This is a genomic window from Streptomyces shaanxiensis (genome assembly GCF_039537145.1).
In the GTDB taxonomy this organism is placed as follows: Bacteria; Actinomycetota; Actinomycetes; order Streptomycetales; family Streptomycetaceae; genus Streptomyces; species Streptomyces shaanxiensis.
Map to the genome: position 1 here is coordinate 1,123,647 of NZ_BAAAZY010000010.1, position 15,703 is coordinate 1,139,349.

11 protein-coding genes are annotated in these 15,703 nt (G+C 70.1%); 6 read left to right on the plus strand and 5 right to left on the minus strand.

Going from position 1 to position 15,703, the window contains the following annotated elements:
• Window positions 1-57 precede the first annotated feature (57 nt).
• Window positions 58-1,011: a LysR family transcriptional regulator gene (locus ABD932_RS18455; protein ID WP_345013992.1), complete on the minus strand. Its 954-nt coding sequence runs from the start codon at window positions 1,009-1,011 to the stop codon at window positions 58-60.
• Between the two features lie 172 nt (window positions 1,012-1,183).
• Here ABD932_RS18455 and ABD932_RS18460 point away from each other — a divergent pair, with 172 nt between their 5' ends.
• From ABD932_RS18460 to ABD932_RS18475, 4 genes are all read left to right on the plus strand, one after another.
• The gene (locus ABD932_RS18460; protein ID WP_345013994.1) at window positions 1,184-2,302 is read left to right on the plus strand and encodes a PrpF domain-containing protein; all 1,119 of its coding nucleotides are present in this window, start codon (window positions 1,184-1,186) and stop codon (window positions 2,300-2,302) included.
• A 119-nt stretch (window positions 2,303-2,421) separates the two neighbouring features.
• Entirely contained in the window at window positions 2,422-3,660 is a 1,239-nt protein-coding gene (locus ABD932_RS18465; RefSeq protein WP_425587488.1) for an SLC13 family permease, read from the plus strand.
• Between the two features lie 1,409 nt (window positions 3,661-5,069).
• Entirely contained in the window at window positions 5,070-5,525 is a 456-nt protein-coding gene (locus ABD932_RS44010; protein WP_425587475.1) for a cupin domain-containing protein, read from the plus strand.
• On the plus strand, window positions 5,426-5,827 hold the full coding sequence (locus ABD932_RS18475) for a helix-turn-helix transcriptional regulator (protein ID WP_345013997.1): 402 nt from the start codon (window positions 5,426-5,428) through the stop codon (window positions 5,825-5,827). The genes ABD932_RS44010 and ABD932_RS18475 overlap by 100 nt, the downstream gene beginning before the upstream one ends.
• 115 nt (window positions 5,828-5,942) lie before the next feature.
• Here the strand turns inward: ABD932_RS18475 and ABD932_RS18480 are convergent, their stop codons facing one another.
• The gene (locus tag ABD932_RS18480) at window positions 5,943-6,719 is read right to left on the minus strand and encodes a calcium-binding protein (RefSeq protein WP_345013999.1); all 777 of its coding nucleotides are present in this window, start codon (window positions 6,717-6,719) and stop codon (window positions 5,943-5,945) included.
• 65 nt (window positions 6,720-6,784) lie between these two features.
• Window positions 6,785-7,567, minus strand: coding sequence for a calcium-binding protein (locus ABD932_RS18485; protein WP_345014001.1), 783 nt, complete (start codon window positions 7,565-7,567; stop codon window positions 6,785-6,787).
• A 990-nt stretch (window positions 7,568-8,557) separates the two neighbouring features.
• Between ABD932_RS18485 and ABD932_RS18490 the strand changes: the two genes are divergently transcribed.
• Entirely contained in the window at window positions 8,558-10,342 is a 1,785-nt protein-coding gene (locus tag ABD932_RS18490) for an AMP-binding protein (RefSeq protein WP_345014003.1), read from the plus strand.
• Window positions 10,343-10,344: 2 nt separating this feature from the next.
• Entirely contained in the window at window positions 10,345-13,614 is a 3,270-nt protein-coding gene (locus ABD932_RS18495; RefSeq protein WP_345014005.1) for a carboxyl transferase domain-containing protein, read from the plus strand.
• A gap of 71 nt (window positions 13,615-13,685) precedes the next feature.
• Here the strand turns inward: ABD932_RS18495 and ABD932_RS18500 are convergent, their stop codons facing one another.
• On the minus strand, window positions 13,686-14,480 hold the full coding sequence (locus tag ABD932_RS18500; protein WP_345014007.1) for a hypothetical protein: 795 nt from the start codon (window positions 14,478-14,480) through the stop codon (window positions 13,686-13,688).
• 91 nt (window positions 14,481-14,571) lie between these two features.
• On the minus strand, window positions 14,572-15,528 hold the full coding sequence (locus tag ABD932_RS18505) for an AraC-like ligand-binding domain-containing protein (protein ID WP_345014009.1): 957 nt from the start codon (window positions 15,526-15,528) through the stop codon (window positions 14,572-14,574).
• Window positions 15,529-15,703 lie beyond the last annotated feature (175 nt).

Genomic DNA, 15,703 nt, shown 5'->3' on the forward strand with positions numbered 1-15,703 from the left:
CCTTGTCCTTCGCCATCTGTGCGCCGAGTACCGGCTGGACCCGCTGTGGCCGCGCCGTCAGTTCCGCCGGACCGCCCCGAGTTGGGCCCGGTGCAGGTCTGGGGTGGTGAATCGCTGCGCCACCGTGCGCAGGACGCGGGCCATCGCCTGGGCGGGTGGGGTGGCGGGGCGTGCCGCGGCGCGTGCGAGGAGGATGCGGCGGGTGGGGGCCGGGACGTCGGAGGCGAACGGCAGGAGGCGTACGTCGCTGCGTCGGCTGGTGAGGGCCAGGCGGGGTGCGAGCGCGATGCCGAGACCGGCGGCGACCATGGCCTGCGCCTCTTGGTAGTCGTGCGATGAGTAGGCGATGCGCGGCTCGAATCCCGCCTGGCGACAGCTTCGGCGCAGGACGTCGGCGACGGGGTGGTTGTCGGCGCGGATGATCCACTCCTGGTCGGCGAGGTCGCCGAGGCGCACGGAGGGATGTGTGCGCAGGGGCGAGTCGGCGGGGACGACCAGCACCGTGGGGTCGTCCAGCAGGTGGGTGAGGGAGAGCGCCGGATCGTCGAGGCGGTTCCATTCGTAGTCCCAGAGCAGCCCCTGCTCCACCTCGCCGGTGTGCAGCATCTCCCTGAGCTCCGCGAGGACTCCGGCGCGTACCTCGATGCGGATGCCTGCGTGGCGGCGTCGGAAGCGGGTGAGCGCGAGCGGCAGCAGGGATGCGCTCGCCGTGGGGAAGGAACCGAGCCGCAAGGTGCCCTGGTCGAGGGCGGTGAAGGAGTCCAGGTCGGCCTGGGCTGCACGGAGCTCCCGGCGGATGGCCTGACCGCGTTCCGCCAGCGCGGCACCCGCCGGGGTGGGGCGGATACCACGCGGCAGCCGCTCGATGAGGGGCTGCCCTGCCTCCTGCTCCAGCAGGGACATCTGCTGGGAGGCGGCGGAGGTGGTCATGCCGAGGGCTGCCGCCGCGGCAGTGAGTGATCCGCGTTCGGTGGCCTCGGTGAGCAGCAGCAGGCGACGCACGTTGAGCATGCCATCGACTTTAGCTGAGCTAAACCCAGGTGAAGCGAACTGCGATTGTTCCGAAGTCATGCCTCTGCGAAGGTCTCCGCAATCGCCGAGCGGTTCACCGGCCCGCAATGCGCCCGTAACCGCTGCCTCGGCCCTTTTCCCTACCTCCGTTGACCCAGGAAGAGCCTCAGACGTGCACATTCCCGCGACCCTGGTGCGTGGCGGCACAAGCAAGTGCTGGCTGTTCAACCAGGTCGAAGTCCCGACCGACCGTGGCGACCTCGAAAGGCTGCTGGTCGCCGCGTACGGCGCCACCGATCCCGTGGAGCTGGACGGTGTGGGCGGGGCGACCCCCACCACCTCGAAAGCGGCCGTGGTCAGCGCCTCACCCGAGCCCGGCGTCGACGTCGACTACCTGTTCGCCCAAGTCGGCATCGGGACGGGCTCGGTGGAGTGGACGAGCAACTGCGGCAACTGCGCCACCGGCGTCGCCCTGTACGCGGTGACCAAAGGAATGGTTCCGGTCACCGGCGACCGGACGCGCGTGGTGATGCGCAACACCAATACCGGCGCGGTCCTCGAAGGGATCGTCGACACCCACGGAGGCGTGGTGCAGCACTTCGGCCGCCAGACGGTACCCGGCACCCGTGCCGGCGGGGTCGCGGTCGGCCTCACCTTCCGCGACCCCGCCGGTACCACTGCCTTACTGCTCCCCACCGGCCAGGCCGCCCAGGACCTGCGGGTCGGCGACGCCGAGCCGGTACGCGTGAGCATGGTGACCGCGGGAGCGCCGGTCGTCCTTGTCGATGCCGCCAGCGCCGGGCGTACCGGTGCCGAGTCGCTGGAGCGGATGACCGCGGACGTTCCCTGGCTGCGCACCGTCCGTCATACCGCCGCACCCCTGATGGGGCTGCTCCGGCCGGGCGAGGAACCGGGCGACGCGGTGCCCAAGGTGGGCCTGGTCGGCCCGCCGGTGCCGTACACCACCACCCTCGGTGAACCGGTCGCTGCCGAGGACTACGACGTGTCGGTGCGCATGCTCAGCATGAACGCCCCGCACCCCGCGATCGGCCTGACCTCTGCCGTCGCCGTCGCGGCGGCCGGGCTGCTGCAGGGGTCCGTGGTCTCCCGGACCACAAGCGGCCCGACCGACGAGTGGTTGCGCCTCGGCACGCCTGCCGGCGTCGTCGCGGTCCGCTGCACCGATGTGAGGGACGGCCTGCCGCACCGGGTCACCGTGCAGCGCGCGGCCCGTCTCCTCGCCGACGCCCGAATCTACGTACCGGAAGCAGGCAGCCCGCAAGCCGCCTGAGCCGCGACGAACATCACCTCGGTCAGGCCGGCGCCCAGCCGTCCACACCGGGATACCCTCGCGCCCTCGGGGCGCGCCACCCCGTCCCCACCGCACCAAGGACAAAGATGTCTGCTGAAGTGATCTCCATAGGCGCCCTGTTGGTGATGTTCGTGGTCGGCACCGTGCTGCCGATCAACCTGGGCATCCTCGCCTTCGTCGCCACCTTCGCCGTCGGGACCGCCTCGCTCGGCCTCACCGAGGACGAGATCTTCGAGGGGTTCCCGGCGAAGCTCTTCGTCACCATCGTCGGAGTCACCTACCTGTTCTCCGTCGCCCGCCGCAACGGCACCATCGACTGGCTCGTCGCGGCCGGGGTAAGGCTGGTACGCGGCAAGGTCGAGCTCATCCCCTGGGTGCTGTTCCTGGTGGCCGCCCTGCTGACGGCGTTCGGTACGTTCACCCCGGCCGCGGTCGCGATCCTCGCGCCGATCGGCATGAACTTCGCCTACCGTTACAAGCTCAACCCGCTGGTCGTCGGCATGATGGTGATCAGCGGCGGGCACGCGGGGGCGTTCTCCCCGCTGGCCGTCTCCGGTGCGCTGGTGCTCGGCCTCGTCGACAAGACCGATCTGCAGGTCTCCGCCTTGGCGCTGTTCAGCGCCAGCTTCGTGATCAACCTGGTGCTCTCGATCCTCACCTACGCCCTGCTCGCCAAGCGTCCTGCTCCGCTGGTCGAGGGCGCCGCGGAGGCAGCCGACGACGAAGACCTCGTCCCCGGCAGGCCCGATTGGCGGCAGTGGCTCACCCTCGCCTGTCTGGTGGCCCTCGTCGTCGGCGCGCTCGGCTTCCACCTGGAGATCGGCTTCCTTGCGCTGGCTGCCGGCGCCCTGCTGGCCCTGGTGGACATGAAGCGGCAGGAGAAGGCCGTGGACGGTGTCAGCTGGTCCACCCTGCTTCTGGTCGCGGGCATGATGACGTACATCGCGATGCTGGAGAAGGCCGGCATCATCGAGGAGATCTCCGAACACGCGGCGGGCATGGGCGCCCCGGTCGTCGTCGCCCTGCTGCTGTGCTTCACCGTGGCCATCACCTCCGCCTTCGCCTCCTCCACCGCGATTCTCACAGCGATCATCCCCATCGCCGTACCGCTGCTGCTCTCCAGCCACCTCAGCGCCGTCGGACTGATCGCCGCGCTCGCCGTCTCCACGACGATCGTCGACACCTCCCCCTTCTCGACCAACGGAGCACTCGTCCTCAGCAACGCCCGTGGGGTGGACACCCGCCGCTTCTACCGCCAAGTCATCGGCTACACCGGCGGAATCGTCGCCCTCGGCCCCGTCGTCGCCTGGGGCGCCCTGGTCCTGCCCTGGTCATAGCGCAAAGACCGACGAAGGACAGCGGAGGGCGCCGAGCTGGACGACGCACGGCGCCTTCCCTGCTGATCTGGGTACAGGACCAGGGGGGGCGACGCCGCGCGCCGCTCCCTTCAGCTAGCACTCCGCTCGAGGGCCGCCCTCGACCAGGTAGGCCCCCGCTCCCCTTGGCGAACAGCTCCTGCAGATCCACCTCGCGCTCCGCCTCGCCGTCCAGTACGGCGCCAGGACGTGGCAACGCCCCCAGGCCGACTGACGTCAAACAGCCCCTGCACCAGCACCACACCAGAAACGACGAGGGCACAGGTCGCCTCGGGACCCGCTCGATGTCCACTGGAATGCTCGTGGCCGGTAGCTCCCGAGCGGGTGAGGTAGGGCCGGGCGCCGTCGAGGATGCGTCTTTGCTCGCGGTCGATGTGCTGCTGCCACAGCGACAAGAGCTGCTCGACCTTGGGATCGTCGAGCGATGGGTGGCAGTACGGCGTCTTGGGGCTCCGCGACTGGACGGCCACCGCGGAACGACCGTCTGCGGACACTCGCTCTGGTGACACGAACACGCAGGCGGGCAGGCCAACCATCTCTGATGTGCACGCGGTCCCATGCGACGGGGCTACCGCGCAGGTCAGCGCGGTGCCCAGAAGCGCCAGGACGTTCCCGGCAAGACAGTTCGTTCGTGCCGACGACATCCTGGGCTGCCTGACCCGCACCCATGTTGACCTGGGCAGCGAGCACATGCGAAAGCCGCTAAAGCATCTTGCGGGTGTTCGACTCGCGGAGACGGTCTCAGCTGGGGCGGTGATGGTCCGGTGGCGGTCGGATCTCCGAGCCGAGGAGTCCCGTCTCATCCGGTTGTGGCGTGGCCATAGAGAAATAGGTCGTACCACTCGATGGCGGTGCCGATGAGGCTTGCGGCGACGATGCGACGGAGGTTCGCGGGTGGTGGGGGAGCGGTGGTTCCGGAGGCCATGTGCGCCACTTCCTCGTGTGCGGTGGGGACGGGTACGTGTTCGCACACCGTAGAAACGTGCAGGTCAGGCGCACATGTGGTGGGGCAACATAGTTCGGGGCGTGGTATGCGTGGGACCACCATGCCCGCTCGTGGAGGGGCGGTTGAGGGCGGCTGAGAGGCTTGGAGAGGGACGAAAGGAGTGCTGTTCGGGAAGCGTAGTTGGGGGTGATTTGGCGGTGTCGTGCTGACTCTCGTGCTGGTTTGGTGCTGACTGAATTCCCCCGTCATCACCCGTGTTCGTTGTTCTGCCGCCCGACGGCGCGGCGTTGCTGCTGACGGCAGGCGATGTGGTCTTCCTGCCCTACGGGGCCATGCACGGCATCAGGAGTTATCCCGACCAGATGCTGGCCCTCCTGCCACCCGAGGCGGACCCGGAAGGCAGGGACGTCGTCGCAAGTGACCCGTGGGCAGGGCACGGCGGAGGCGGGCCGTTTTGCTGTGCTGTGCGTACCGGCTCGACCGTGGACAGGTGCACCCCTTCCTGCGGGCACTGCCCGAGGTGATCCACATTCCCGCGGGACCAGGCCGCCACCCGGCGCTGCGGACCGCTGTCGATCTGCTCGGTGCGGACGTGCGGGACTCAAGGCCGGGAGTGGACGCCGCCTTGCCTGCCCTGCTGGACCTGCTGCTGGTCTACGTCCTGCGTGCGTGGCTGGATGTGGAGACCTCTCGCAGCCCCTCCGCCGGCTGGTGCGCCGCGTTGACCGATCCGGCGATCGCCGCTGCGCTGAACCACATTCACCGCCACACGGCGCACCCGTGGACGGTGCAGAACTCGCCCATCGGCTCGGCATGTCGAGGACGGTCTTCGCGAGGCGGGCCACCCACTTGGTGGGACAGGCGCAGATGGCGTATGTGATCTGGTGGCGGCTGAGCGCCGCGGCTCGGATCCTGCGCGATGGAGACGATCCACAAGCAGTGGTGGCCCAACAGATCGGGTACACCTCCGAATTCGCCTTCGCCAGCGCCTTCAAGCGCGCTTTCGGTGTTGCTCCCGGACGCGTCTCAGGCGCGCACAACGCACGACACAACCGGTGCAGTAGGCGCGTACGGGCGCCACCTTCGGCAGGCGCCGAGCGCGGCCTGACCAAGGGTCCCACCACCGTCGCTATCGCCGACCAGCAGCCGGTCTTCACCTGCTGTCGTTCTGCCCGCCTGTGATCCTGTCGCCGGACAGCCGGTACGGCTGTCCGGCGACGCCTTCGACCCGATCGGTCCCAGGGGGCTCTCACGCTTCCTCGTGAGTTTCACATCCGGCCGCACGAAGGGTCGTTGATCAGGGGCAGTTGAGGGCCGTGTCGCCGGTGTCGCGGTTGCAGGTGTCGAAGCCGAGGCCGCCGTCGAGGCTGTCGTTGGCGATCACGTTGTCCACGGCGTTCAGGGTGTCGTTGCCCTCGCTGCCGATGTGCGTGTCGTTGCCGCTGCCCCCGGTGAGGGTGTCGTTGCCCTGGTCACCCCCGAGGGTGTCGTTGCCGCTGTCGCCGTTGAGGGTGTCGTTGCCGGCATTGCCGTTGATGGTGTCGTTGCCGGCCAGCCCGGAGATCGTGTCGTTGCCGGGGCCGCCGTTGATGGTGTCGTTGCCCGGCGTCGCCCGCAGTCCGGTGGCAGCCGGATCATCGCCGACGAGCCGGTCCGCCCGGGGGCCGCCGATGAGGCGGTCGTCACCCGCACCGCCGATCACCGTTCCCGCGGCCTCCAGGTTCGGGGAGATGGTGACCCTGTCATCGGCGTCGTCGGCGTTGACCCGTATCGACGTGACCGGCAGCGGACACTCTGCAGTGTGCGTCCCGGTCGACTGACACGGGGCGACGGCGGCCACGGTGTCCCCGGCGTCCGTCACTACGACAACGTTGCCTTGACGCCGGATGGTGATGTCGTTCGCCACCCCCTGGTCAGCTGTGACGACCAGGGCGTCACCCACCTCCTGCACGACCGTGGTGCCTGCCAGGCCCCCGCCGGGGGCCGCACCGGGCGCGGCGGAGGCGGCGGTCAGTGGGGCGCAGGTGAGTGCGCCGATCGCCACCACCGTGGTGCAGATACTCCGTGTTCTCATCGGTGCCCGCCTTTCGTGTTGTCTCGCTGTTGTACGGGTACTGGCGTGCTGCTCACTCGCGCTGGTCAGGGGCATCCGCTGACGTTGTCGCCCAAGTCGGCGCGGCAGTCGTCCACGTCGGCGCCGCCTTCGACGTAGTCGTTGCCGCTGACGTTGTCCACGGCGTCGATGGTGTCCCGGCCGTTGCCGCCCTCGGCGTAGTCGTTGCCGGTGCCGGCGACGATCCGCTCGTTGCCGTTGCCGCCGTAGATCACGTCGTTGCCGGCACCGCCGTCCACGACGTCCGAGCCGCCGCGTCCCTCGATGGAGTCATTGCCGGAGCCGCCGAAGATCCTGTCCGCCTCGGCTCCTGCGGTCAGCGTGTCGTTGCCTGCGCCGCCGGAGAGGAAGTCGGAGCCCTCGTCGCCTTCGAGGGTGTCGTTGGCGGACCCGCCGTAGAGGTTGTCGTTGCCGGCACCGCCGATGAGGGTGACGCCGAGGGCCGCCAGCGAGGAGGTGACGTTGTCGTCCTGGTCGCCGGCGTTGACCACGAGTTCGGTGGTGTCGGCGGCCCTGCAGGCGACTTCGGTCGTGTTGATGGCGTAGCAGTCGCCGGACGGGGCGACCGTGTCTCCGGTGTCTCTGATTCTGATGCTGCTGCCTGACTGCCAGACACTGATCGTGTTGCCCCGTCCGACTCCGGCGGTGACCGTGATGGTGGTGCCGGTCTTGTTCACCAGTGTCGTGGCGAGAATGTGTGGCGTCGGTGCGCCGGCCGCGCGGGCCACGCCTGTGAGGCACAGAGTGAAACCGCACACCGTGGCCAGAAGTGCCACGGTGTGGTGACGCGTTCTCTTCGTTCTTTTCATGACCTGCTCCTGACGATAGGGCGCTGAATTTCGATCTCGCAGCCGTGCGCATTTCCCTTTGCTTCGGTCACCTTGCTTCGGTCACCTTGCTTCGATCGCCGGGCCAATCGGAGGAGACAGGTATTGACGGCTCCGGCGCGTGGTCTGCCGACCGCGGCCGGGACCCAATAGCCGGCCTTCGCGGAGTGCGAGGGAAACGGGGGAAATGGTGTGGCCGCAAGCGCTGAACGTGCGGCTGCGGCTCATCCCGGCGCGACACCCGGATGTCCTTGCCGCTTTCAACAGTTCTCGGTCCTCGCAGACCCCTCCCATCGCGCCTTGGCCGACGCCTGCTCGACCGGTGATCGGCCCTGGCGCCTGGGCACCCAGAGCATGCCGGGATGCGAAGCCGTGCTGAAGCCGAATTAGCGCCATTGCCGAATACGCGGTCTCCGCGCGTGGATCGTCTCCCTGACCGGGGATGGATGAACTGCACGCATACCTGCGCTTGATTTTCATCAGCCCCGGCGGCGTCAATTCACGATTCACTCGTACCGAATTCAATTAGTCGCGGGGTGAGTTGATTCGGCCCGCACGGTCGATCTGAAAGGGCTCGTGAACAGGGCTTTCCGCCGGCATGTCCAAGCGGATTCGGGCTCTGCGCCGGCGGCCCTGGGTATCCCGGCCTGCCTCGGTGTGAAGGGTGGACGTCAAGGGCGTCCAGTGGCGGCCGCGCCGCCACTGCGCCAGAGCACTTCGGACACGTACGCGAGCCTCCTGACGCGGCTCTGGCTTGTTCGTAACCTGCCGGTGTGGGGATCATCGTCGGCGGGTCGGCAGCCACCGGCCCGGCCGCGCGAGTCAACGGCCCGGCCTCGCGCAGTTCAAGGAGACGGAAGTCCCCGGCCTGCCCCCACTGCGTCCGGACCCTTGTCCCGGCTCGCGGGCTCCCTTTACGGTGATGCGGCACATGCCGACCAGTTGGTATGCCAGAGCCGGGTGGAGGCCGTCGTGGCGGACAACGCGCGCGTGGAGGAGTACTTGGCCGATGTACGGGCCCGCCAGCAGCGCGTATGGCCGGCCTCGATGCCGAGGGAGGTGGTGTACCCGCTCGGGCAGCGGCCGCTCACCGACCACCTGCGGCACTGGGCCCGGGGCCATCCCGACCGCGTCGCGATCACCTTCTACGGCGAGCAGATCACGTACGCGGCGTTGGAGGACCTGACGGCGCGGCTGTGCGGCTGGCTGCAGCGCAGCGGCGTACGCCCCGGAGACCGCGTCGGGGTGTTCCTGCCCAACTGCCCGCAGTTCATCGTCGCCATGCTCGGCATCCTGCGCGCCGGAGCCGTGCACGTCCCGGTGAACCCGATGTTCCGGGAGTACGAGCTGCGGCACGAGCTGGCCGACGCCGGGGTGGAGATCCTGATCACTCTCGACACCCTGCGTCCGCTGGTCGAGGCGGTGCGGTCCGAGACAGCCGTACGGAGCGTGCTGGTCACCGGCCTCGCAGACATGCTCCCCTCCGATCCGGTGCTGCCGCTGCCCTCCGGCCTGGCCGGTGCCGGCCCGACCGGCACTGGGTGGGGGCAGGCCGTCGGCGGCGCCCGCGGCCAGGACGAGCCGGCCGACCTGGACGCGCTCGCCGCCCTGAACTACACCGGAGGAACCACCGGCCTGCCCAAGGGGTGTGAACACTCCCAGCGGCACATGCTCTACACCGCGGCGACGGCGGCGGCCGCCAGCGGCATGGACCTCTCCGGCGACAACCCCGACGTGCTGCTGATCTACGTGCCGGTCTTCTGGATCGCCGGCGAGGACTTCGGCATCCTGCTGCCGCTGCTCACCGGCAGCGGCATCGTGCTGCTCACCCGGTGGGACCCCGAGGCCGTGCTGCAGGCGATCGAGCGGTACCGCGTGACGCTGATGCTGGGCACGGTCGACAACTACGTCGAGCTGATGGAGCATCCCGGCCTGCCCGGCACCGACCTGTCCAGCCTGGCGCAGCCGCGGGCCATGTCGTTCGTGCGCAAGCTGACGCCGGCGATCCGGGCCCGGTGGAGCTCCCTGGTCGGCGAGCACAGCGTGCTGCAGGAGGCGGCGTACGGCATGACCGAGACGCACACCGCGGACTCCTTCACCACCGGGTTCCAGCACGGGGACCACGACCTGCTGACCGAGCCGGTCTTCTGCGGACTGCCCGTGCCGGGAACCGAGTTCATGGTGGCCGATGGGGAAAGCGCCGAGCCGCTGCCGCTGGGCGAGAGCGGCGAGATCCTCGTACGCTCTCCCTCTGTGCTCACCGGATACTGGCGGCAGCCGGAGGCCACCGGCCGGGTCCTGCGCGGCGGCTGGCTGCACACCGGCGACATCGGAATGATCGACGAGGACGGGTGCCTGCACTACCTCGGCCGCACCAAGGAGATGATCAAGGTCTCGGGTATGAGCGTCTTCCCGTCCGAGCTGGAGGCGCTGCTGGCCCGGCACCCGGATGTGCTGACCGCGGCGGTGGTACCGATGGACGATCCCCAACGGGGCCAGGTGCCGCTGGCGTTCGTCCAGCCCCGCCCCGGCGCCGCGCTGGACGCCGAGGGCGTGCGCGCGTGGGCGCGGGCGAACATGGCCCCGTACAAGGTGCCCGTGGTGAGGTGCGTGGATGCCCTGCCCATGACCACCACCGGCAAGGTGACGAAGGGCGAACTGCTGGAGCGGGCCGCGCGCATCGCCGTCTCTCCGGCGTCCCTGGCCGCTTCCGATGCGTCCCCGGCCGCTGCCGATGCTGACGAAAAGGACCGGTGACGATGGGTCTGGCCAAGCTGCTGGTCGCCAACCGCGGTGAGATCGCGGTACGGGTGATGCGCACCGCCCGCGAGCTGGACCTGCAGACGGTGGCGCTGCGCTCCCGCGACGAGGCGGACGCGCTGCACACCCGCATGGCGGACGAGGTCGTGGTGCTCGACGGCGAGGGGCCGGGGGCCTTCCTGGACGCGGCGGCCCTGGTCGGCGCGGCGGTGCGCACGGGCTGCGACGCGGTCCACCCCGGCTACGGACTGCTGGCCGAGAACGCCGACTTCGCACAGCAGTGCACCGACGCCGGACTCACCTGGGTCGGGCCGGGCCCCGAGGTGCTGCGGACGCTCGGCGACAAGACCGCGGCCCGTGAACTCGCCGCGCGCCTCGGTGTGCCGGTGCTGCCGGCGACGTACGGCGACACCGGTATCGAGGAGGCGCGTGCGTTCATGGCCGGCCTCGGCGAGGGGGCCGCGGTGATGGTCAAGGCGGTCGCCGGCGGCGGCGGGCGCGGCATGCGGGCGGTGTACGAGGCAGGGCAGTTGGAGGAGGCCGTCCGGCGCTGCCGTTCCGAAGCCTCGCACGCCTTCGGCGACGGCGCGGTCTACGTCGAGCAGTTGCTGCGGCGTGCCCGCCATGTCGAGGTGCAGGTGCTCGGTGACGGCACGGGCGCCGTCGTCGGCTACGGCGACCGCGACTGCAGCCTGCAGCGGAACCGGCAGAAGATCGTGGAGATCGCGCCGGCGCCCGGCCTCGACGAGGCGGTGCGGGCCGGGCTGCACGATGCGGCGCTGCGCATGGCCCGGGAGGTCGCCTATGCCGGTCTCGGCACGTTCGAGTTCCTCGTGGACACCGGCGACGGCTCCCCGGGCTTCTACTTCCTCGAGGCCAACCCGCGCATCCAGGTCGAACACACCGTCACCGAGGAGGTCACCGGCATCGACCTGGTCAAGGCCCAACTGCGGGTGGCCTCGGGCGAGAGCCTCGACCGCATCGCGGCGGGGCAGGCTCCCGTTCCCCGCGGCTGCGCGGTGCAGGTGCGGGTCAACGCCGAGACGGTTCGCCCCGACGGGACGGTGCTGCCCTCCGCCGGCACGCTGGACGTCTTCTGGCCGCCGGCCGGGCCGGGTGTGCGCGTCGACACCGCCGCGTTTCCCGGGGGCCGGGTCAGCCCGCGCTTCGACTCACTGCTGGCCAAGCTCGTCGCCCACGACGGCTCCGGCAGCCTGCCCGACACGCTCGCCCGCGCCCGCCGAGCCCTGGCGGAGCTGAGGGTAGAGGGAGTCGCCACCAACACCGAGGTGCTGCGGCGGCTGTTGGAGGCACCCGAGGTCGTCGCCGGGCGGCTGCACACGGCGCTCCTTGATGAACTCCTGCCCGCACTGGTCTCGCAGGAGACAGACCCGGACAAGGATGCGGAGAAGGACGCGGGGGTCGCCGACGCGTTCGAGCCGCAGGGCACGCACACCGTCACCGCCCCCATGACGGCCACCGTCGTCGACGTCGCCGTCGCCGAAGGAGAGCGCGTACGGGCCGGAAGCACCCTGGTGGTCCTGGAGTCCATGAAGATGGAGCACCTGCTCCAGGCGCCGGGCGACGGCGTGGTCGTCGCCGTACGCGCGGAGCTGGGTGAACTGGCCGAGCACGGTCAGCCGCTGGTGGTGATGGAGACAACCGGCGCGGCGGACGGTGAGCCGCGCCCCAAGGAGCGGCCGGATCCGGACGCCCCACGCGCCGATCTGGAGGAGGTGCGGGCGCGCAAGCGGTTCGGCAACGACGCCGACCGCCCTGAGACGGTCACCCGGCGGCACGCCGAGGGGCGGCGCACCGCCCGCGAAAACATCACCGACCTGTGTGACCCGGGCAGTTTCGTCGAGTACGGCGGCCTGGCCATCGCCGCCCAGCGCAGCCGCCGGTCCCTGGACGACCTCATCCGCCGCACCCCCGCCGACGGCCTGGTCGGCGGGGTGGGCACGGTGGGGGCCGACCGGTTCGGCCCCCGTTCCGCCCGCGTGGTGGCGATGTCGTACGACTACAGCGTGATGGCCGGCACCCAGGGCATCATGGGCCACCGCAAGAAGGACCGCCTCTTCGCGTTGGCCGAACAGGCGCACCTGCCCGTCGTCCTGTTCGCCGAAGGGGGCGGCGGCCGGCCGGGCGATGTGGACGGCACGGTGGTCTCCGGCCTGGACTGCATGGCCTTCACGCTGTTCGCGTCCCTGAACGGGAAGGTGCCGCTGGTCGGCATCGGCTCGGGGCGCTGCTTCGCCGGCAACGCCGCGCTGCTCGGCTGCTGTGACGTCATCATCGCCACGCCCGAGGCCACCATCGGCATGGGCGGCCCGGCGATGATCGAGGGCGGGGGACTGGGCAGCTACGCCCCGGAGGACATCGGGCCGGTCGAGGTCCAGCGGGCGAACGGCGTCATCGACCTCGAGGCCGAGGACGACGCGGATGCCGTCCGGCTGGCGCGCACGTATCTGTCGTACTTCCAGGGCCCGGTGACGGAATGGGAGTGCCCCGACCAGCGGCAACTGCGCCACCTCATTCCCGAGAACCGGAGGCGGGCGTACGACGTACGTGCGGTCGTAGCCACCCTCGCCGACGTGGACTCCGTCCTGGAGCTGCGACGGCACTTCGGACGCGGCGTCGTCACCGCTCTGGCCCGGGTGGAGGGCCGCCCGTGCGGCATCCTCGCCAACGACCCGCGGCATCTGGGCGGCGCCATCGACTCCGACGCGGCCGACAAGGCGAGCCGCTTCCTGCAGCTGTGCGACGCGTTCGGGCTGCCGGTGGTCTCCCTGTGCGACACACCCGGGTTCATGGTCGGCCCCGAGGCGGAGAAGACCGCGACCGTCCGGCATGTCAGCCGCATGTTCGTACACGCCTCGGCGCTCACGGTGCCCTTCGGGGTGATCGTGCTGCGCAAGGGTTACGGGCTGGGCGCCCAGGCCATGGCCGGCGGCGGCTTCCGCATCCCCCGGTTCACGGTGGCGTGGCCCACGGGCGAGTTCGGGCCGATGGGCATCGAGGGTGCGGTGCGGCTGGGCTACCGCCGGGAGTTGGCCGCCATCGAGGACGTGGACGAGCGCGAGCGGGAGTTCGCCCGCAGGGTCGCGGCCGCCTACGAGCACGGCAAGGCCCTCAACGTCGCATCGGTCTTCGAGATCGACGACGTCATCGACCCGGCCGAGTCCCGACGCTGGATCAGCACGCTGCTGCATGACCCTGACCCTGAGCCCGGGCAGCGCGGCTCGCGCCGCCGCGTCGACACCTGGTGAAGTCCCGCCGACGCCCGGGCACACGGCCGTTCAACCGGTGCTGCTGCGCAGCCGGCCGTGCCCGCAGGGCGTCAGACGCTCGGAACGGCGGGAAAGCCGTCCGAGGAGTCGGCCGGCCGCCCCGACGCCCAGACACGCTCGAACTCGCCGTGGAAGTGCTCGTACCAATGTCCGTCCCGGCCCGGCCGCAGCGTGAAGACGGCATCCCCGCTGGCAGAACTGTGTGAGTAGACATCGACGTAGGTGATCCCGTGGGACCGCTGTGGGTCGAGGAGTACCAGCCCGAAGGCAGGGACGAAGGGCAGAAAGCGCACCTCCACCCGCCCGTCGACTCCCGGCTTCTCAACAAGGTCCCGTAGCAGGTCGATCGATGGGCGCAGCCGGTTTTGGTAGACCTCGGGCCGGTCAGGCATTGTGCTGCGTCGGGCGGCCTCCGCGGGTGCCGTGGTGTCCGGGTCGATGAGTGCGACCTTGACCAACGCTCCGGCGACCGCTCGGTGTTCCAACTCGTCGATGAGGTTGCGGAGCGTTCGCGCGAGTGTGACTCCGACGATCCTGATGTCCCGTGCGCCGTGCACTTGTTGGACGACGTCCGGCTTGTCGGTGCTGAAGAAGTCCTGGGCCGACACCTCTCCCTGGCTGCGAGCGCGCATCTGCGCGGCCAGGTCGGCGACTTGGCGGCGGCTGCCCAACAGACTCCCGGCCAGCAGGGCGAGCGTCGCCAGGATGGCGGCCGAGAGCACCTCGCCGTCGGCCACGTCGAGCGCGCCGAGTACGGCCAAGGTCAGCGAGAGCAGCGCGGTGACATAGAGCTCCAGGTTCTCTCCTGCGGAGAGATCCTCACGTACCCGCCGTAGGAAGCGCATGGCGGTCATCGTTCGCGATCAACTGCCTGCCCGTCAATGACACGGGGAGGCCCCGTTCGCGCGGGGTCGATGCCGATGCGTGCGGGCGGGATCAGCGGGCCTTGGAACGCATCTCCCGGGGGCTCACCCCGAAGCGCCGACGGAAGGCCGTGCTCATCGCGCTCGCCGAGGAGAAGCCCGAGGCGTACGTCAGGTCCGTGATCGTCATGTGCGCGCAGTCGGCGCGCAGGAGACGCTCGCGGACCATACGTAGGCGCTCCTCGCGGATCAGGTCGCGAGGCGTGGTGCCCACCTGTTGGAGCGCGAGCTGGATCTGGCGGAGGGACCAGCCGAGGGCACGGGCCATGGAGGCGCCGGACAGGCCGGGGTCGGCCGCGTGCTCGCGCACATGGCGGCGGACCACCGCCTCCACCTCGGTCAGCTGCCCCGGGACGTCGGGGCGGTCGTCCCCGCAGGCGAGCATGCACACCAGCTCGACGACGCGGTCGCAGACGGCGTCGAACTGCGGGGTGGTGAGATGGCCACGTTCGTCGTTCAGGCCGCGCACCATGGAGTGCACCACGCGGCCCAGCCCCTTGGTCAGATCGAGCCCGGTGGCCAGCGGCGCCTTCCGGTTCAGCGGGCCGTCGATCTCCTGGGCCGGGATCGACATGATGACACCGCGCAGGGACGCGCCGTGCAGGATCTCGAAGGGCTCACCGAGTGTGATCAGGCTGCCCGTGCCCGGCGTCAGCCGCACCTCCTGGTCGTCCTGTCGCAGCAGCAGTTCGCCGGCGAGGGGGAAGAGGAGCCGGTAGTCGGGGTCGGGCATCTGACGGATCAGGCCCGGTGTGCGGGCGTACTCGATCTGGTCGCTGTACCAGGTGACGAGCTGGTAGCTGTCGCTGCCCTGCCGGATCATCTCGCCGCGGAAGCCCTCGGCGCGGGCGTACTTGTAGTCCATCCTGGTCTGGTACGCCGCGACGCGCTCACTCCACAGATCGGTCTGCTCGCGGGCTCCGACCTCGGCGGTCCTCGTCGTCTCCACGACGTAGCTTCCCGTGGGCAACGCATCCCCTTTGCTGCGCCGTCTCCCGACGGCCTCGAGAGCGGCCCCGAACGCCCCTGTGTTCGAGGACTGTTGTTCGGGGCGCAGCCTAGGGACCAGCAATCGGTTTCCGGAACTCGTATCGGCCTCATTGGCCTACGCCGGAGCCGAGCCGGTCGCGATCGGCACGTCCCAC